The organism is Brevundimonas sp. LF-1, from assembly GCF_037055305.1.
Classification (GTDB): Bacteria; Pseudomonadota; Alphaproteobacteria; order Caulobacterales; family Caulobacteraceae; genus Brevundimonas; species Brevundimonas sanguinis.
On the sequence record NZ_CP146349.1, the window covers coordinates 2884572 to 2902669 of the forward strand.

Here is an 18098-nt window from a genome sequence, read left to right on the forward strand (position 1 = left end):
GACGGGCGTTGGCCTGAGTGCGAAACGAGGGCTTCAACATAGCTGAAGCCTAACACCGAACGACGGTGTTTCACCCCTCATCCGTCAGCCTTCGGCTGCCACCCTCCCCGGGACGGGGAGGAGAATCTCCCTCTAATTCTTACGCAGCTGCAGCGCGCTCCACGCGTCATGATGGATCGTCTGCTCCACCACGAAGCCCAGCGGCAGATAGGCCTCCAGAATCCGCTCTTCCTGCGTCCGCAGCAGGCCCGACAGGATCGCCACCCCGCCCGACTTCAGCGCCCCGGCGATCTCGGGCGCCAGGAACACCAGCGGCGCGGCCAGAATGTTGGCGAACACCAGATCATAGGGCGCGTGCTGGGCGATGCGCGCGTCGCTCAGGCCGTCGGCGAAATAGAACTCGCATTTGGCGTCGTTGATAGCCGCATTCTCATTGGCGATGCGGGCCGAGGGCTCGTCGATGTCGGTGCCCACGGCGATGGGCGAGCCGGTCTTGGCCGCCGCGATGGCCAGCACGCCCGTGCCGCAGCCGACGTCCAGCACCTTCTCGAAAGTCTCGCTCTTCAGCAGGTTGTCGAAGGCCTCCAGACAGCCGACCGTCGTGCCGTGGTGGCCGGTGCCGAAGGCGGCGCCGGCGTCGATCTTCAGATTGACCCGGCCCTCGGGAATCTTGCCCTGATCGTGCGCGCCATAGACGAAGAAGCGCCCCGCCTCGACCGGCGGCAGGCCCGACAGGCTCATGGCCAGCCAGTCGGCGTCGGCCAGCTTCTCGACCACCACCTCCAGCCCCGGCGTGGCGCGCAGGATCTCGGCGATGCCCTCGGCCTCCTCGTCGCTGGTCGGGAAGGCGTCGATGCGCCAGATTTCCTTGTCCTCATCCTCTTCCAGGATCGAGTAGGTGGCGCCTTCCAGCAGGGGGTTGGCGTCGATGGCGGCGGCGGCGGCTTCGGCCGGGGCGCGGTCGCCGCGGGCGATCACCTGAACTGCGGATTCGGACATTTTTCAAACACCGTTATAATAACGAATCGCCAGTGCGGGCTTGGATCACACGCCCGCGTCCAACGAGGGGTCGGGGAGTTTATGGCCAAAGCACCGTCTGAGACGAAACCTGCCGCGAAAGCGGCTTCTGTCGCTTCCAAGCCGAAACCAGCGGCAAAGTCGAGCGCCGCAGCGACAAAAGCTGACGCCAAGCCCAAGACCGTAAAGGCCGCCGCGGCGGCCAAGGCTCCCGCCAAGGCGGCCGCGCCCAAGGCTGAGCCCAAGGCCAAGCCCGCCGCAGCCAAGACGACGACCGCCAAGGCCGCGACCGCCAAGAAGCCGGCGGCCGCCAAGACCGCGAAGACGGCCGCCGCCAAGGACGCCGCGCCCAAGAAGGCTGCAGCGCCGAAGAAGGCCCCCGCAGCCAAGCCCGCCGTGAAAGCCGCGCCGTCCGCTTCAGAGGCCAGGGCCGAGCCGGCCGTCGCGGCCCTCGCCGCCCCGGTCGAGCCCCCGTTCAGGCCACGGCGCCCGCCGCCGCCGCTGCGGCGGTCGAGCCGGTGAAGCCAGTCGACACGCCCGCCCCCGAAAAGAAGAAGGGCTTCTTCGCCCGTCTGTTCGGTTTGTGATCCGGCGCTGAGCGCCAAGAAAAAGGCCGGAGAGGACGCCCTCTCCGGCCTTTTTCATTCACGTCGTCAGGCGGGCCTCAGGCCGGCGGCAGGTCTTCCGCCAGGATCGCCATTTCGAACATGTAGGAACCGGCTTCGTCTTCATCCTCGAACACCACGCCGATGAACTCGTCGTCGACATAGACTTCGGCGGAATCGGCCACCTTGCGGCCCTTCACCTTGATGCCGCCGTGGTTGAAGGTGCGCTTCAGGTGCGTCTCGACGCGCTTCAGATCGTTCTCGGTCACGGGGTAGCCTCGTTCAACTCGTTGGCCGCGAAGGGTAGAGAAGCCGTCTGCCGATTGGAAGCCCGGACAGGATCAGCCCACAGCAGAGTCTCAGATCACGAAGTCATAGACGATGTCGGACAGCGTATGGTCCATGGTCCGCGCCGGCGTGGCGTCGGTGGGGCAGTTGACCAGCCGCGCAGGCACCCCCGCCACGGTGCAGCCCGCCGGGACGGGTTTGAGCACCACCGAGCCGGACGCCACCTTGGCGTAGTCGCCGACCGTGATGTTGCCCAGCACCTTGGCCCCGGCGCCCAGCAGGACGCCGCGCCCGATCTTCGGATGGCGATCGCCGCGCTCGGCCCCGGTCCCGCCCAGGGTCACGGCGTGCAGCATCGACACTTCGTCGCCGATCACCGCCGTCTCGCCGATGACGATGCCCGTGCCGTGGTCCAGGAAGACGCCCGAGCCGATCCGCGCCGCCGGGTGGATGTCCAGTTGGAACAGCTCCGAGATCCGGCTCTGGAAGTGAAACGCCAGGGTGTCGCGGTCCTGGGTCCACAGCCAGTGCGCCACGCGCCAGGCCTGCAACGCCTGGAACCCCTTGAAATACATGAAGGGCTGCAACAGCGACCGGATCGCCGGATCGCGCTCCTGCACCGCCTTCAGGTCGGCCTCGGCGGCGGCCACGATGCCCGGATCGGCGGCGAAGGCGGACAGCGCCACCTCGCGCACCGTCATGGCGCCCAGTTCCGCATCGCCCAGCTTGCGCGCGATCTGGAAGCTCAGCGCCCCCGCGAAATCATCGTGCGCCAGCACCACGGCGTTCAGCTGCGACGCCAGGCGAGGCTCCTCGCGCGCAGCGTCCTGGGCTGCGGCGCGCAACTGCGCCCACAGGTCCGGCTGTTGCGGCACGACTTCCAGCTTGGCCATCCGGCATCCTTCGCGTTCGGCGGCGATCTTACGCGCCCAGCATGGAACGCGCCAGCGCGGCGGGCAGTTCGCCCTCCCGCGCCATATGGTAGGCGCGATAGGCCGTCGCCACCGTCAGGCTGTCGCGCACCGCGCCGCGCGCGATCTCGGCCATCAGTTCGCCGAAGGGCACGCGCGCCGACAGAAAGACCTCCGTCGCGTCCGGCGCCGTCTCGGTCGTCTCAAGCCCCCAGGCCACCCAGGTCATCGCCCGCTCGTCGGTGATGGAGTTGGACAGGTCCACGTCCAGCGCCGCGCGCCAGTGCTGCGCCGTCAGCCCCGCCTCCTCGGCCAGTTCGCGCTTCACGGCCTCGAACGGGTCCTCCCCTGCGGCGCCCCGCCCTCGGGCATCTCCCAGGAGTAGCGCATCAGGGCGAAGCGGTGCTGCCCGACCAGGCTGACCGTCCCGTCGTCATGCAACGGCAGCACCCCCGTCCCCACATTCTTCGGCCGCATGACCATATAGTCCGCATCCGCCCCCGTCGGCGCCACGGCGGGATGGCGCGTCATCTGCATCCAGGGCGTATCGACGATCACGCTCGTCCCCAGACTGCGCCACGGCGGCGTGTCAGGCAGGCCCTCGGCCCAGCGAGGCTTGATGTCGCGGATCTTGCTCATGCCCCTGCTATGGCGCCGGAGGCCGGGAAATCCTAGCTAAGCGGCCATGAGCCCGTCAGACCTGTCCGCCCCCTGCCCCTGCCCGTCCGTTCGCAAGAGCTGCTGTCGCGTCTGGCCGTGCGCCGCTCGGCCTCGGCCCAGCTGCTGACCCTGCCCGGCCCCTCGGACGCCGAGGTCGAGCAGATCCTGCTCCTGGGCGCCCGCACGCCCGACCACGGCAAGCTTTTCCCCTGGCGCTTCGTCGTGCTGGGCCCCCAGAGCCGCGCCGAACTGTCCGAGGCCCTCGCCGTGCTGGGCGAAACCCAGAACCGCACCGGCAAGGAGATCGCCTCCCTGGCCAAGCTGGCCAACCCGCCGCTGACCATCCTGGTCGTCTCGACCCCCATCGAAGGCCACAAGGTTCCGGTGTGGGAGCAGCAGCTGTCCGCCGGCGCCGTCTGCATGAACCTTGAGCACGCCGCCAACGCCCTGGGCTATTGCGCCAGCTGGATCACCGACTGGTATGCCTACGACCCCGCCGCCGTCGCCCTGTTCGGCGTCGAGGACGGCGAGAGCATCGCCGGCTTCATCCACGTCGGCTCCCTGACCGAGCCCCCGCTGGAGCGCCCCCGCCCGAACCTGGCGCACAAGGTGACGCGGCGGCCGTGATCCTCTCCTTCTCCCCCTGTGGGAGAAGGTGGCTCGCGCAGCGAGACGGATGAGGGGTGTCAGCGCCCCGGCATCCGATTACGTCATCTGGCGAGCACAGGCGGCAAACGCCCCGCCGACACCCCTCATCCGAGCCCCTCCGGCGCCCACCTTCTCCCACAAGGGGAGAAGGCCTTCCTATCTCGGCTCCTCCTCCAGCCGGTGCACGATCGACACCAGCACCACCGAGATGATCATCAGCAGGAACCACGCCCCCAGCTTGTTCAGGCTGACCATCTCCCACCCGTCGCTCTGCCCCGGATAGACCCAGGCCCGCGCGAACGTCCCCAGGTTCTCCGCGAACCAGATGAACAGCGCCACCAGCCCATAGCCCAGCAGCAGCGGCATCGACCGCCGCGTCCGGTCGGCGGTGAAGTAGAACCACCCGCGCATGAACAGCAGCCCCGTCGCCGCGAACAGCGCCAGCCGCACGTCCGGCAGCCAGTGGTGCGCAAAGAAGTTGACGTAGATCGCCGCCGCCAGCGCCCACGTCGTCCACAGCGGCGGATAGTTCCGCACCCGGATATGGAAGATGCGCTGCACCCGCGCGATGTAGCTGCCCACCGCCGCATACATGAAGCCCGAGAACAGCGGCACGGCGCCGATCCTCAGCACCGACTCTTCCGGATAGATCCACGACCCGTGATAGGTCTTGAACAGCTCCATGATCGTCCCGGCGACATGGAACAGGAAGATGACCCGCGCCTCCTCCCAGCTCTCCAGCCGGAAGGCCAGCATCAGCGCCTGTATCCCCAGCGCCCCCAGCACCAGAAAGTCATAGCGCGCCAGCGGCGCCTGATCGGGCCAGAACAGAAACGTCCCCAGGATCAGCGCCAGCATCGCCCCGCCGAACAGACACGCCCACCCCTGCTTCAGCCCGAACCATAGGAATTCATAGGCGTAACGGCGCAGCCGCGACCGGTCGGCCCACGCCTCAGCGTGGGTCATCAAGCGACGGCCCCAGGCTTCGAGCGGGAGGCGGGAGGATGGGGTCATGGGCGGAGGCTAGGAGTTAGGTGGAAATGAGGCTCACCCAACGTAATACCGGGACAGAAAGACGAAGCTGGATCAACGGCAGACACAAGGCACCTTCCCACAAGGACGCTTGGAGATTTGTTCGGTAAGCGAACTCTCTACAGACGCGCCGTTTGAACCTCTGGTTCCGGGTCAAACAAGTCCGCGCCAGCTAATTCCTCCTCGTATCCTTCTATCAGCCACGGCCAAGGCTTCTTGGTGTGCTTACGAAAGAAGAGGAACTCTCGGTCCACGAGCGCGACGGTTTTCGCGATGTTGTTGTAGGCCAGTACGGGTGGAAAAATCTTGCGATCCGACTGCAGTCGGTTGAGGCGGCTCAACGCCGCAGAGAGCACACTCATGTTCGCATCGGGTTCAAACTTCTGAATGCGAGCGAGAATAACTTGACGGCTGATGCCCGACAGCAACTCAGCTTCATCGGCCTCATAGCAAACCCGGACGAGATGATGATACATGCGAAGCTTGGTTCGTTCCGGGTCTTTGAAACCTGCGCCCACTAGATCAATAAAAGTATGGTAGCGATTCTGTTGGCTAACACACACTTGGTCGCGGCTCTTTTCGACGATAGATAAATCATCGACGATCCGAACATCCTTTGCGCCAGAAGTGACGCCCGAGTTCATGCATAGCTTTTCGGCGAGCCGCTGAAGTAGGCCAACATTTCCCGCCGCATCTACGACAAGCGCCTGCTTTATCGGCCCATCAAAGATAACGTTAAGCGCATCTTCACCCTTGCTCACAACTTCATGAAGATCATCATCCTCCCACCGAACGTCAATCTCTTCAACACGCCCATTCAGGTCATTATTATATACTGTAAGCAAGTTTTGCTCAGCCCATACTCCAATAATAATGACAAAAACTGATAGATCCCACAGGGCCTTCAGATCGAACGCGAGCCTATTACGCTCCTCGTCTGACAAATAGTGAAAATCTTCAACGATTACCCGCTTCTTCGATTTCTTAATCTCCGCCGCCAGCGCGACCAGAGACCCTTCGTCGGGTACGTGATTAAACGACTTCTCCTCGGCACCCGAAAGCTCAGCCTCAACCGCGCCTTGGACGTCAGCCTTAGCTATGAGCGGAATACTTAAGCCACCCTTGAGCTCGGCCCCCACCTTACCCGACAGACCAGAGCTTGCCTTGGTGGCGGTGAGATCCTTAACGCCAAGCTGTCTGCGAATTTCCTTGTAGAGATCTTCGAGTCTGTGCTCGGGCTTGCATGGGACGACAAGGAGTCCTTCTCAGGGAGTTGCTTCCGCCGGAGACTCGTCTTGCCCTGCTTCGATGCGCCGTAGATCACCACGTGGCGATCTGCATGGAGCAGATGCTCAAACTGCCCGTCCAATCCAGCACGGTCCACATATGTGTACGTGGGAACCGACGTAGTGATCCCGAAAACCTCAGTCAGTTTAGTCATGTCACCCCCTAGTTCAAATCGAAGCTAGACGGGAGTTTACGACGAAACAAGGAAGCACGATCGTATTGTTTGAATACAAATTTTGTCCGCGAGGCTTGTTTTCTCTCACCCCCGCCCGCGATACGCCGCCACGCCCTGATCCGGCAGCCACACGCCCTCCAGCGGCGCGCCGGTCTGCCAGAAGACGTCGATGGGGATGCCGCCGCGCGGGTACCAATAGCCGCCGATGCGCAGCCATTTCGGTTGCAGCAGCTCGGCCAGGCGCTTGCCGATGGCGACGGTGCAGTCCTCGTGGAAGGCGCCGTGGTTGCGGAAGCTGGTCAGGTACAGCTTCAGGCTCTTGCTCTCGACCAGCCAGTCACCCGGCACATAGTCGATGACGAGGTGGGCGAAGTCGGGCTGGTTCGTCACCGGGCACAGGCTGGTGAACTCCGGCGCGGTGAAGCGCGCCACATAGAGCGTGTCGGCGTGCGGATTGGGCACGCGCTCCAGCACCGCCTCTTGCGGGTTCGTCGGGGCGGCGGTCTGGACGCCGAGCTGGCTGAGGCTGTCGGTATAGTGGGTCATGCCCGCCATTTAGGCCTTCGCCCCGCCAAAGAAAACGCCGCCCCCGCCGCAATCGGCCATCCCCCGCTTCACCTGTGCTAGACTGCGCCCCGGCCGAGGGAGACGGGCCGCGCGGGGACGAGGCGATTTCAGACGATTCAGACGAATTGGACTCTCTTTTTCTCCTTCTCCCCTTGTGGGAGAAGGTGGGCGCCGGAGGCGCTGGGATGAGGGGTGTCGGCGCAAGGTTCGCTGTTCTGCGCCTCAACAGTGCGATAGCCGGACGCCGGGGCGCTCACACCCCTCATCCGTCAGGCTCCGCCTGCCACCTTCTCCCACAAGGGGAGAAGGATCATTGATTGCCTTCCCTGACGACAGCCGGTTAGCGTAGCCAAAAGCAACTCAGGAGAGACGACCCGTGGCCATTCCCGCTTCCCTGCAGTCCGGCCTGAAGCTGCCGGTGATCGCCTCGCCCATGTTCCTGGTGTCGGGGCCCGATCTGGTGGTGGAGGCCTGTAATGCGGGCGTGATCGGCACCTTCCCCTCGCTGAACCAGCGCACGACCGAGGGCTATCGGGAGTGGCTGCACGAGATCAAGGCGCGCCTGAAGCCCGGCGCCGCCGCCTTCGGCGTCAACCACATCGTCCACCCGACCAATCCGCGCCTGATGGCCGACATGATGGTCTCGGTCGAGGAGAAGGTGCCGCTGATCATCACCTCGCTGGGCCGTGCGCGACGTAGTGGATGCGGTGCACGGCTATGGCGGCGTGGTCTTCCACGACATCGCCAATGTGCGTCATGCGCGCAAAGCCGCCGAGGCGGGCGTCGACGGCCTGATCCTGATCGCCAATGGCGCAGGCGGGCACGCCGGCGTGGTCAACCCCTTCGCCCTGATCAACGAGGTGCGCAGCTTCTACGATGGGACCATCATCCTGGCAGGCGCCATCTCGACCGGTCAGGACGTGGCGGCGGCGCTGATGATGGGCGCCGACTTCGCCTATATGGGCACTCGCTTCATCGCCACGACCGAGAGCGCGGCCCAGCCCCACTACAAGGAGATGATCGTCCAGGCGGGCTCGGCCGACATCACCTACACTCCCGCCGTTTCGGGCATCCCGGCCAACTTCCTGACCCCGTCGCTGGTCGAGAACAACATCGACCCCAAGTCCCTGCCCGAGCACAAGCTGGACATGGGCGAGGAGGCCAAGGCGTGGAAGACCGTCTGGTCGGCGGGCCAGGGTTCGGGCGCCATCCACGACGTGCCGACCACGGCCCAGCTTGTCGCTCGGCTGACGGACGAGTTTTCGCAAGCCTGTGATAAATTCGACAAGAAGCGTCTCTAGGAAGCGGCCTCGACACTCCCCTGACGAGGCCGACCATGCGCATCCTGACGACCGCCCTTTTGGCGACCGCCCCGCTCCTGATCCTGGCCTCGGCGGCCCAGGCCCAGGACATGCCCGGCCGCTGGAGCTTCAGCGCGGGCGCCGCCAGCGACAACCGCTCCAAGGACGCCTCCAAGTCCGACGGCGATCCCTTCGTCTGGGGCGCCGCGGAATGGGAAAGCGACAGCGGCCTCTTCTACGTCAGCCCCGCCGCCGAAACGATCAAGAGCGGCGGCTCGGAGCTGGAGCTGGAGCTGACCGGCGGGGTGCGTCCGCAATGGGCCGGCTTCGACTTCGACCTGAACGCCGCGCACAAGTGGCGGGTGGACGCCGCCCCCGGCTATGACGCCAACGCCTGGGAATTCACGGCCGACATGAAGCGCTCGATCGGCCCCGCCAGCGCCCGCCTGCGGCTGCAGCACTCGCCCGACGGCGCCGGTTCGGTGAAGGCGTGGACCTGGGTCGCCCTGCGCGGCGGCTGGGACTTCACCGACAAGCTGAACGTCTCGGCCGAGATCGGCCGCCGCGAGCAGGACGAGAGCGTCGACTACACCGGCTACAACATCGGCGCGACCTACGCCCTGACGTCCAACCTGGAGGCCGAACTGCGCTGGCACGGCACGAACGCCAAGGTTCCGGGCGAGCAATACGCCGACGCCGTGGTGGCCGGAATCAGCGTCTATTTCTGACCGGCCGCGCCGAGTTTCAGGCGCCGGTTTCATCTTTGCCGCGAAAAGGCTTAGGCTGACGCCATGACTTTTCGACCGACGACTTTGGAACGTGCGTACCAACTGGCCCAAAGCGGCGCCTGCCGGACGGTAGGCGATGTGAAACAGGCCCTGAAGACCGAGGGGTATGAGCGGATCCAGGATGCCCTGTATGGCTCGACCATCACCTCGGCCCTGCGTAAATTATGTCAGGAGAACTGGGTTTCGCCCCCGAAACCGCCGAGCCCTGAACCGCGCCCCTTGCATTAGGACGAGGAACGGTCCACTTTATCGGGGTCGATCTCACTGCGTAACGCTCTGCCTTCTGCCCCGCGCACCGAGGTCTAAGCCGATCCATACAGACCCGACAGGCCATCAGGGACGTTCTCTGAGGCCAACTTCTAGCGGAGGTCCTGAAAATGGCTACCGGCACTGTTAAATGGTTCAACTCCACCAAGGGCTACGGCTTCATCCAGCCGGATGACGGCGGCAAGGACGTTTTCGTCCACATCTCGGCCGTCGAGCAAGCCGGCCTGCGCGGCCTGGACGAAAACCAAAAGGTTTCGTACGAAATCGAGCGCGACCGTCGCTCGGGCAAGGAATCGGCCGGTCAACTGAAGACCGAAGGCTGATCCAGCCGTCCCCTCCCCGTCGGCAACGACGGGCGTAGGCGACAAGGATTGAAGCGCGCAGAGGTCGCCCTCTGCGCGCTTTTCTTATGCGGGTTTCAACTGGCTGAAGTCGGCGCCGCTGGGCGACTGGAACAGGCGCAGACCGAATTCGGGCAGGATCGCCAGCAGGTGATCGAAGATATCGCCCTGGATCGCCTCATACTCTGCCCAGGCGACCGTGGCGGTGAAGGCGTAGATCTCCAGCGGCAGGCCCGTCTCCGTCGGCTGCAGCTGGCGCACCAGCAGGGTCATGTCCTGGCGGATGCGGGGATGGTTCTCCAGATAGTTCTGCACATAGGCCCGGAACGCGCCGATGTTGGTCGAGCGGCGCATATTGACGGGATCCCGCCCCGCCGCGACCAGCTTGGCGTTCCAGTCGGCCATCTCGACGGCCTTGTCGGCCAAGTAGTCGTCGATCAGGAGGAAGCGCCGCATCCGATCGCGCTCGGCCTCGGTCAGGAAGCGCGCGCTGGTCTGGTCGATCAGCAGGGCGCGCTTGATCCGGCGCCCGCCGCTTTCCTGCATCCCGCGCCAGTTCTTGTAGGACTCATTGATCATCCGCCATGTGGGGATGGTGGTGACGGTCTTGTCCCAGTTCTGAACCTTCACCGTATGCAGGGCGATGTCGATGACGTCCCCGTCGGCGTTGACCTGAGGCATCTCGATCCAGTCGCCGACGCGCAGCATGTCGTTGGAGTTCAACTGAACCGACGCCACCAGCGACAGGATCGTGTCCTTGAACACCAGCATCAGCACCGCCGCCAGCGCCCCCAGACCCGACAGAAGCAGCAACGGCGAGCGGTCGATCAGCGCCGCGATCACCAGGATGGTGGCGACGGCGTAGATGACGATCTTCAGGACCTGAAGATAGCCCTTGATGCTGCGTCGATGCGCGCGTGGCGAGCGGGCGTAGATGGCGTTGGCCATGTCCAGCGCGGCGCCGATGCCGACAGCCACCGCCACGATCATAAAGGCCCCAGCCACATTCTGGACCAGGGTGACGACGCCGGGCGAGAGATGGGGCACGCCGCCGATGCCCCGGTAGATGATGATGGCTGGAACGACGCGGGTGAAGCTGCGCACCACCGGCTGCAGCAGGACATCGAGATCCTGCGCCGCCCGCCCGACGACCTTCAGGATCAGTCGGGTCAGGACTCGGCGGACGACAAAGTCCGCAATAAGGGCGACAAGGACAAGAAGACAGAGCCCGATCAGCATCTCCGCCGTCGGGAACTCCGCCAGGCGCTCGCGCATGGCGTCAAAATTAAACATGTCCCCAGCCTAGGCAGGCTGGCCGGAGATTTGAACCCCGGCGCCTCAATCAGTCTCAGCCGATGGCCTGATCCAGATCGGCGATCAGGTCGTCGATGTCCTCGACCCCGACCGACAGGCGGATCAGGTTGTCAGTGACGCCGCCGGCCTCGCGCACCTCTTTCGGTACGCTGGCGTGGGTCATGATGGCCGGGTGGTTCACCAGGCTTTCGACGCCGCCCAGCGACTCCGCCAGGGTGAAGACCTGCACCCGCTCCAGCACCCGCTTCGTGCGCTCCAGGTCGCCGTCGATCAGCAGGGTGACCATGCCCCCGAAGCGGCCGTTCATCTGGCGCGCGGCCAGTTCGTGCTGCGGGTGGCTGATCAGGCCTGGGTAGAGCACCTTGGCGACGCCGCCATTCTTCTGATCGGCCCGGTCTTCCAGCCAGCGGGCCACGGCCAGGGCGTTCTCATTGTGCGCCTTCATGCGCAGGCCCAGCGTCTTCAGCCCCCGATTGGCCAGGAAGGCGTCGAACGGCCCCATGACGCCGCCGATGGAGTTCTGCAGGAACTTCAACTGGGCCGCCATCTCCGCGTCCTTGGCCACCAGCACCCCGCCGACGATGTCAGAGTGGCCGTTCAGATATTTGGTCGCCGAGTGCATGACCACATCGGCGCCCAGCGCCAGCGGCTGCTGGCTCCACGGCGTGGCGAAGGTGTTGTCGACCACCAGGATCAGCTTGTGCGCCTTGGCGATCCGCGACAGGGCCTCGATGTCGGCCAGCTTCATCAGCGGGTTGGTCGGCGTCTCGACCCACAGCATCCGGGTCTTGTCGGTGATCGCCGCCTCGACCGCCGCCAGATCGGTCAGGTCGATGTAGCTGAAGTCCAGCCCCATCGACCGGCGCCGCACCCGCTCGAACAGCCGCCACGATCCGCCATAAAGGTCGTCGCCGGTAATGATGTGCGACCCGGCGTCCAGCAACTCCAGCGCCGTCGAGGTCGCCGCCATGCCCGAGCCGAACCCGAAGGCCTGAACCCCGCCTTCCAGATCGGCGATGCAGGCCTCAAAGGCCTCACGCGTCGGGTTCTTGCCGCGGGCGTATTCATAGCCCTTGTTCACGCCTGGGCTTTCCTGCGCATAGGTCGAGGTGGCGTAGATCGGCGTCATCACCGCGCCCGTCGTCGGGTCCGGCCGTTGACCCGCATGGATGGCGCGGGTCGAGAAGCCCTGGCGGTTCTTCAGTTCAGACATGGGCTTACCGGTTCAGGCTGAGGTGGTTGATCAGGTCGGTGCGGGTGATCAGGCCGACGAAGGCCTCGCCGTCCAGCACAATGGCCACGCGGTCTCGGTCAAAGACCGGGATCAAGGCGTCCAGCGATTCCGTCACCTGAAGCGTGTCCAGATCGCGCGTCATGGCCGAAGCGACCGGCTTGGCGAAGCGCTCCTGACGGGTGATGTCGTCGGTGTTCATGATGTGGACGATGTCGCTCTCGTCCAGAATGCCGACTAGACGACCATCCTGAATGACCGGCAGTTGCGACAGGCCGTCGCCGCGCATCCGCTTGAAGGCCGTGTCCAAGGTGTCGTCAGGCCCGATCACCACCACGTCGCCGGCGGCGTATTTGCGGTTGATGAGGTCCGACAGGTCGCCGTGCAGTTCGCGTTCGGCCAGACCCTGATCAGCCAGCCAGGCGTCGTTGTAGACCTTGGACAGATATTTGGCGCCGGTGTCGCAGACGAAGGTCACGACGCGCTTCGGCTCGGTCTGCTCGCGGCACCAGCGCAGGGCCGTGGCGATCAGGGTGCCGGACGAAGACCCCGCCAGAATACCTTCCTTCAACAACAGCTCGCGCACCGTGGCGATCGCCTCGGCGTCGGGGATGGAATAGGCGACGTCGATCAGGTGGGGATCGGTCGTCTCGGGCATGAAATTCTGACCGATGCCTTCGACGGTATAGCTGCCGTCCGGCCCCGGCACGCCTTCGTTGATCAGGCCCGCCAGCGCCGAGCCGACCGGGTCAGCCAGGATGATCTTGGCGTCCGAGCCCTGCGCCTTCAGATAGCGGGCGATGCCCGTGATGGTGCCGCCCGAGCCGATACCGGCGACGAAGGCGTCGACCTGACCCTCCATCTGCTCGAAGATCTCGGGGCCGGTCGTCTTGAAGTGGGCCTCGGAGTTGGCGTCGTTGGCGAACTGGTTGACGAAATAGCCGCCCGGAATCTGCTGGGCCAGGCGCTCGGCCATGTCGGTGTAGTATTCGGGGTGGCCATGCGGCACGTCCGAGCGGGTCAGGCGCACGTCGGCGCCCATGGCTCGCAGGTGCTGGATCTTCTCCTTCGACATCTTGTCGGGGATGACCAGCAGGACCTTATAGCCCTTCTGCTTGCCGACCAGGGTCAGGGCCAGGCCGGTATTGCCCGCCGTGGCCTCGACAATGGTGCCGCCGGGCTTCAGCCAGCCCGCCTTCTCAGCCGCCTCGATCATCGACAGCGCGATGCGGTCCTTGATGGAGCCGCCGGGGTTCTGGCTCTCCAGCTTCAGGAACAGGCGGCATGGCCCGGTGTCGATCCGCGTCACCTCCACCATCGGCGTCTTGCCGATCAGGTCCAGCAGGGACTTGGCCGGACGGCTGAGAACAGGGGCGTCGGTCATCGACATGAGAGCAGGCTCCGTTGCACGGGTGACTTGTGAAGCTGGGCGTCCGCCCCTCTGCGGTCAACTCCTGCAAGTTTTCACCCTTTCGGCGCGAAGCGCGTTAGAAAGGGCGCAATGGTCAAGACCCGAAACGCCCCGCTGCGGGCCTGCCCGACAAAGAATCCCTGATCGCCTTCCTGCGTGAGGCCGGAGAAGCCGAAAAGGCCGACATCGCGCGCGCCTTCGGCCTGAAAGGCGCCGAGCGGCGCCAGATGCGCGAAATGCTGAAGGAGTTGGAGGCCGAGGGCCGGCTCAGCAAACGCGGCCGCAAGGGCTTTTCCGAGGTCGGCGCCCTGCCCCGGTCGGCGTCGCCGACGTGGTGGATCGTGACGCCGACGGCGAGCTTTACGTTCAACTGGTCAAGGGCGGCGAGGACGCGCCGCGCGCGATCCTGATGCCCGACCGCGAAGGGCGCGGCCCGGCGCCCGGCATGGGCGACCGCCTGCTGGTCAAGTTCAGCCAGGGCGTCGACGGCTGGGAGGCGCGTCTGGTCAAACGGCTGGACACCGGCGGAAACCGGGTTCTGGGCGTCATCCGCAAGGGCGGGCGCGAGACGCGGGTCGAGCCGGTCGACAAACGCTCCAAGGACGTGCTGATCGTTCCGCAGGCACAGGCCGCCGATCTGCGCGACGGCGATCTGGTGCTGGCCGCCATCGAAAAGGGCGAGCATCGCTACGGTCCCAAACGCGGCAAGATCCTTGAGAACATCGGGCGCGAGGACGACCCGCGCGCCGCCTCCATCATCGCCATCCACGCCCACGGCGTACCGACCGGCTTCTCTGAGGCCGTGGAGCGCGAGGCCGAGGATCAGGACGTGCCCACGCTGAAGGGTCGCGAGGACCTGCGTCACGTCCCCTTCATCACCATCGACCCTGCCGACGCGCGCGACCATGACGACGCCGTCTATGCCGAGCGCGACGAAGACCCGGCCAATGCGGGCGGCTGGATCGTCTGGGTCGCGATCGCCGACGTCGCCGCCTATGTGCGCCCGAACACGGCCTTGGACCGCGAGGCGCGGGCCAAGGGCAACTCGACCTACTTCCCTGACCGGGTCGAGCCGATGCTGCCCGAGGTCCTGTCCAACGGCCTGTGCAGCTTGAAGCAGGGTGAGAACCGCGCCTGCATGGCCGTGCGCATGGTCTTCGACAAGGACGGCAGGAAAACCGGGCACAAGTTCACGCGCGGGCTGATGCGCAGCCACGCCAAGCTGTCCTACGAACAGGCGCAATCCGCCATCGACGGCCTGCTGGATGACGCCACCGGGCCGATCATGGAGGCCATCCTCTACCCGCTGTGGAACGCCTATCGCACCATGTTGAAGGGCCGCGAGCGCCGCAGCCCCCTGGCCATCGAAAGCCCCGAGCGCCGCATCATCATGTCACCCGACGGCGGCATCGCCGGCATCGAGCCGCGCAAGTCGCTGGAAGCCCACCGCCTGATCGAAGAGATGATGATCCAGGCCAACGTCTGCGCCGCCGAGACGCTGGAGAAAACGCACACGCCGCTGATCTATCGCGTCCACGACACGCCCAGTCAGGAAAAGATCTTCAACCTGGCCGACTTCCTGCACACCATTGGAAAGCCCTGGAACAAGGGCGAGGCGCCGAACACCAAGCGCTTCAACAAGCTGCTGGAGGAAACCCGCGACACCCCGCACGCCGAGGTGGTCAACGAAGTCGTCCTGCGCACCCAGATGCAGGCCATCTACAGCCCTGAGAACGTCGGCCACTTTGGCCTGCACCTGGACCGCTACGCCCACTTCACCTCGCCGATCCGGCGCTATTCCGACCTGATCGTCCATCGCGGGCTGATCCGGGGGCTGAAGCTGGGGTCGGACGGCCTGACGGACCGCGACATCGCCGAACTGGGCGGCATCGCCGAGCACGTCACCGAGACCGAACGCCGCTCGATGGCGGCCGAGCGCGACGCGATGGACCGCTACATCGCCGCCTTCCTGGAAGAGCACGTCGGCGCGACCTTCAGCGGCCGGATCACCGGCGTCACCCGCTTCGGCCTGTTCATCCGGCTGGACGAGACGGGCGCCGACGGCCTGGTGCCGGTCTCGACGCTGGGCGACGAATACTTCACCCACGACGACCGCGCCCACGCCCTGGTCGGTGAGCGCACCGGCAAGCGCTTCCCGCTGGGGCGCCGCGTCGAGGTGCGGCTGATGGAGGCCACGCCCGTCACCGGCGGTCTGGTGCTGGAAATGCTGTCCGAACCTGACCCGCGCGACCCCAACGCTCCGGCCCCGCGCTACGGGATGCGCGGAAGAGGCGGCGACGGCCCGCCCAAGCGTGGGAAGGGTCGCCCCGGCGGGCCCAAACCCCCAACGGCGCCAAGCCCTCCGGCGGCCTGAAGGGCGTCAGAAAGGGCAAGCGGCGTTGAATAATCTCATGTCCCTTCTCCCCTCGGGGGAGAAGGTGGCCTGCGAAGCAGGTCGGATGAGGGGGCTCTATACGCAAGCAGAACGACTGATGGTGACGACGCAGCCAGCGTCCCCTCATCCGTCTCGCTCCGCGAGCCACCTTCTCCCCCGAGGGGAGAAGGACATCCATGAAACCTCTCCCCTTCGACGCGGCCCAAGACCTGGCCGACGCGCCCCGCACCGGCGGCGCTCAGCGCCCCAAGGACGCCGCCACCCTGATCCTGACGCGCGGGGCAAAACGGCCCGAAGTCCTGATGGGCCGCCGCGCGCCGGGCCATGTCTTCATGGCGTCGAAATGGGTGTTTCCGGGCGGGCGCATCGAGCGGGCGGATTTCACCGCAGCGGACGCCGGCCCCTTATCGCATGACGCTGCACGCCGGCTGGAGGCGGAAATGCCCGCCCGGCGCGCCCGCGCCCTGGCCCTGGCCGCCGTACGCGAGACGTTTGAAGAGACGGGGCTGATCCTGGGGCGCCCCGCGCCGGCCGCCTCGGTCGCCGGGCCGTGGCGGGAGTATCGTCAGGCCGGCGCCCTGCCCGATCTGTCGGTGCTGTCCTATGTGGCGCGGGCCATTACACCGCCGGGGCGATCGCGCCGCTTCGACGCCCGTTTCTTCATGGCGCCGGTCGAGGCCCTGCGCGACCCGGACCGCATCGAAGGCTCAGGCGAACTGGACGAGATCGCCTGGATTGCGCTGGACGAGGCGCAAGGGCTGGACCTGCCCGCCATTACCCGCTTCGTGCTCAGCGAGGTGGCCGAGCGGCTGGAGACGCCTCAGCGCCCCCTGCCCTTCGTGCATATGGCGCGCGGCCGCCACGTCATCGACCATCAGGACTGACGCGGCGGCCACAAGGCCTTATTCGGCGACCGGCTTGGTCAGGTCGAAATCGACCTGGAAGTGACGGTTCGGCCGGCGCAGTTCATAGGTGAAGGTCTTGTTGGGATGGACCTCCATCGCCCAGACGTTGGTCGTCGAGACCGAGGCGTCGTTGGCGTTGAACAGGTCGATGGATTCCTGATCGACCGGGAACTCCTGACGCTCGGCCGTGCCTTCGTTCGCGGTGTCGCCGCCGTACCAGTGTAGCGGATCGGTCTTGCCGTCCGGCTGGCGGTGATCGTGCTTCAGGCGCAGGCCCGAATCGGTGCGGGTCACCACCCAGGTGCGCGAGCGGTCTTCGCCGACCCAGAAGGGGATGCGGATCTCGTCCGCCGAACAGTCGCGCACGTGCATCAGCAGGCGCTTGCCGGCGAAATCGGAATCGGCGGCCTCGTTCGTGACGACCTTGCCCTCGAATCGCTGGCCGCACAGGGCCGTCAGATTGGCGAAGAAGGCGTCCTGCGCCGTGGCTGGGGCCTCAGCAGTCGCAGCCGCCGGGGCGGCAGGCTCGGACGAGCAGGCGGAAAGGGCCAGACCGGCGGCGAGAACGGCGGCGGAAAGGGCGTGGGCGGGCTTGAAGCAGGGCTTTTTCATGGCGAAACACTAGCGTCTGTAGGGCCAGGCTCAACGCGACATCGAAGCCGTTGACTTTGAGCCTGTCCTGAGTATGTTCCGCGCCTCTTATTTCAAGCGGCTTTCGCCGTCGCAGAGGTTAATTCCGATGGCCAAACCGGCTTCCATCAAGATCCGCCTGAACTCCACCGCCGACACCGGCTTCTTCTACGTCACCAAGAAGAACGCCCGTACGATGACCGAGAAGATGGTTGTCAAGAAGTACGACCCGGTCGTCCGCAAGCACGTCGAGTTCAAGGAAGGCAAGATCAAGTAAGGGCTTCGCCCTCCGCTTGAATCTGCAGGAATCGAAACGCCCGGTCGC

19 protein-coding genes and 1 pseudogene are annotated in these 18098 nt (G+C 65.6%); 8 read left to right on the plus strand and 12 right to left on the minus strand.

Annotation, left to right across the window (positions count from 1 at the left end):
* Window positions 1-132: 132 nt before the first annotated feature.
* Window positions 133-999, minus strand: a complete 867-nt coding sequence (locus tag V8F63_RS15940; protein WP_392354061.1) for a 50S ribosomal protein L11 methyltransferase — start codon at window positions 997-999, stop codon at window positions 133-135.
* Window positions 1000-1080: 81 nt separating this feature from the next.
* On the opposite strand from V8F63_RS15940, the gene V8F63_RS15945 reads away from it, so the two are divergent.
* The gene (locus V8F63_RS15945; RefSeq protein WP_392354063.1) at window positions 1081-1539 is read left to right on the plus strand and encodes a hypothetical protein; all 459 of its coding nucleotides are present in this window, start codon (window positions 1081-1083) and stop codon (window positions 1537-1539) included.
* A gap of 142 nt (window positions 1540-1681) precedes the next feature.
* On the opposite strand, the gene V8F63_RS15950 is transcribed toward V8F63_RS15945, so the two are convergent.
* The 4 genes from V8F63_RS15950 to V8F63_RS15965 all read right to left on the minus strand — a co-directional run bounded on the left by V8F63_RS15950 (window position 1682) and on the right by V8F63_RS15965 (window position 3460).
* Window positions 1682-1891 (minus strand): DUF3126 family protein, encoded by a 210-nt coding sequence (locus V8F63_RS15950; protein ID WP_003167318.1) that lies wholly within the window; start codon window positions 1889-1891, stop codon window positions 1682-1684.
* A 90-nt stretch (window positions 1892-1981) separates the two neighbouring features.
* Complete coding sequence (gene cysE / locus V8F63_RS15955) at window positions 1982-2803, minus strand: serine O-acetyltransferase (protein ID WP_227157709.1); 822 nt, start codon at window positions 2801-2803, stop codon at window positions 1982-1984.
* A gap of 28 nt (window positions 2804-2831) precedes the next feature.
* Entirely contained in the window at window positions 2832-3149 is a 318-nt protein-coding gene (locus tag V8F63_RS15960; RefSeq protein ID WP_392354064.1) for a hypothetical protein, read from the minus strand.
* On the minus strand, window positions 3146-3460 hold the full coding sequence (locus V8F63_RS15965; RefSeq protein ID WP_392354066.1) for a hypothetical protein: 315 nt from the start codon (window positions 3458-3460) through the stop codon (window positions 3146-3148). The genes V8F63_RS15960 and V8F63_RS15965 overlap by 4 nt, the downstream gene beginning before the upstream one ends.
* Before the next feature lie 117 nt (window positions 3461-3577).
* Between V8F63_RS15965 and V8F63_RS15970 the strand changes: the two genes are divergently transcribed.
* Window positions 3578-4108, plus strand: coding sequence for a nitroreductase (locus tag V8F63_RS15970; RefSeq protein ID WP_392354068.1), 531 nt, complete (start codon window positions 3578-3580; stop codon window positions 4106-4108).
* A 177-nt stretch (window positions 4109-4285) separates the two neighbouring features.
* Here V8F63_RS15970 and V8F63_RS15975 read toward each other — a convergent pair whose 3' ends face one another.
* The 3 genes from V8F63_RS15975 to queF form a co-directional block, all read right to left on the minus strand.
* Window positions 4286-5095 carry a DUF817 domain-containing protein gene (locus tag V8F63_RS15975; protein WP_392354069.1) on the minus strand — a complete coding sequence of 270 codons (810 nt, stop codon included), beginning with the start codon at window positions 5093-5095 and terminating at the stop codon, window positions 4286-4288.
* A 185-nt stretch (window positions 5096-5280) separates the two neighbouring features.
* A complete protein-coding gene (locus tag V8F63_RS15980; RefSeq protein WP_392354070.1) occupies window positions 5281-6300 on the minus strand; it encodes a hypothetical protein in 1020 nt (339 codons plus the stop codon).
* Window positions 6301-6707: 407 nt separating this feature from the next.
* On the minus strand, window positions 6708-7169 hold the full coding sequence (gene queF / locus V8F63_RS15985) for a preQ(1) synthase (protein ID WP_392354071.1): 462 nt from the start codon (window positions 7167-7169) through the stop codon (window positions 6708-6710).
* Window positions 7170-7566: 397 nt separating this feature from the next.
* Between queF and V8F63_RS15990 the strand changes: the two are divergent.
* The 3 genes and pseudogenes from V8F63_RS15990 to V8F63_RS16000 all read left to right on the plus strand — a co-directional run bounded on the left by V8F63_RS15990 (window position 7567) and on the right by V8F63_RS16000 (window position 9869).
* Window positions 7567-8491 (plus strand): annotated as a pseudogene (locus V8F63_RS15990) (nitronate monooxygenase family protein).
* A gap of 35 nt (window positions 8492-8526) precedes the next feature.
* Window positions 8527-9219: a TorF family putative porin gene (locus V8F63_RS15995; RefSeq protein WP_134581319.1), complete on the plus strand. Its 693-nt coding sequence runs from the start codon at window positions 8527-8529 to the stop codon at window positions 9217-9219.
* Between the two features lie 437 nt (window positions 9220-9656).
* Window positions 9657-9869 (plus strand): cold-shock protein, encoded by a 213-nt coding sequence (locus V8F63_RS16000; protein WP_003164457.1) that lies wholly within the window; start codon window positions 9657-9659, stop codon window positions 9867-9869.
* A gap of 84 nt (window positions 9870-9953) precedes the next feature.
* Here the strand turns inward: V8F63_RS16000 and V8F63_RS16005 are convergent, their stop codons facing one another.
* Genes V8F63_RS16005 through V8F63_RS16015 form a run of 3 tightly spaced genes read right to left on the minus strand, consistent with a single transcriptional unit; the run spans window position 9954 to window position 13822 of the window.
* Window positions 9954-11180 (minus strand): mechanosensitive ion channel family protein, encoded by a 1227-nt coding sequence (locus tag V8F63_RS16005; protein ID WP_392354072.1) that lies wholly within the window; start codon window positions 11178-11180, stop codon window positions 9954-9956.
* A 55-nt stretch (window positions 11181-11235) separates the two neighbouring features.
* Window positions 11236-12414, minus strand: a complete 1179-nt coding sequence (locus tag V8F63_RS16010) for a cystathionine gamma-synthase (protein WP_253122369.1) — start codon at window positions 12412-12414, stop codon at window positions 11236-11238.
* Window positions 12415-12418: 4 nt separating this feature from the next.
* Window positions 12419-13822 (minus strand): pyridoxal-phosphate dependent enzyme, encoded by a 1404-nt coding sequence (locus V8F63_RS16015; RefSeq protein WP_392354073.1) that lies wholly within the window; start codon window positions 13820-13822, stop codon window positions 12419-12421.
* Window positions 13823-14174: 352 nt separating this feature from the next.
* On the opposite strand from V8F63_RS16015, the gene rnr reads away from it, so the two are divergent.
* Complete coding sequence (gene rnr, locus V8F63_RS16020; RefSeq protein ID WP_392354074.1) at window positions 14175-16217, plus strand: ribonuclease R; 2043 nt, start codon at window positions 14175-14177, stop codon at window positions 16215-16217.
* A 197-nt stretch (window positions 16218-16414) separates the two neighbouring features.
* The gene (locus V8F63_RS16025; RefSeq protein WP_025977584.1) at window positions 16415-17122 is read left to right on the plus strand and encodes an NUDIX hydrolase; all 708 of its coding nucleotides are present in this window, start codon (window positions 16415-16417) and stop codon (window positions 17120-17122) included.
* Window positions 17123-17140: 18 nt separating this feature from the next.
* Here the strand turns inward: V8F63_RS16025 and V8F63_RS16030 are convergent, their stop codons facing one another.
* Entirely contained in the window at window positions 17141-17755 is a 615-nt protein-coding gene (locus tag V8F63_RS16030) for a hypothetical protein (protein ID WP_392354075.1), read from the minus strand.
* A 127-nt stretch (window positions 17756-17882) separates the two neighbouring features.
* Between V8F63_RS16030 and rpmG the strand changes: the two genes are divergently transcribed.
* Window positions 17883-18050 (plus strand): 50S ribosomal protein L33, encoded by a 168-nt coding sequence (gene rpmG / locus V8F63_RS16035; protein WP_003164451.1) that lies wholly within the window; start codon window positions 17883-17885, stop codon window positions 18048-18050.
* Window positions 18051-18098 lie beyond the last annotated feature (48 nt).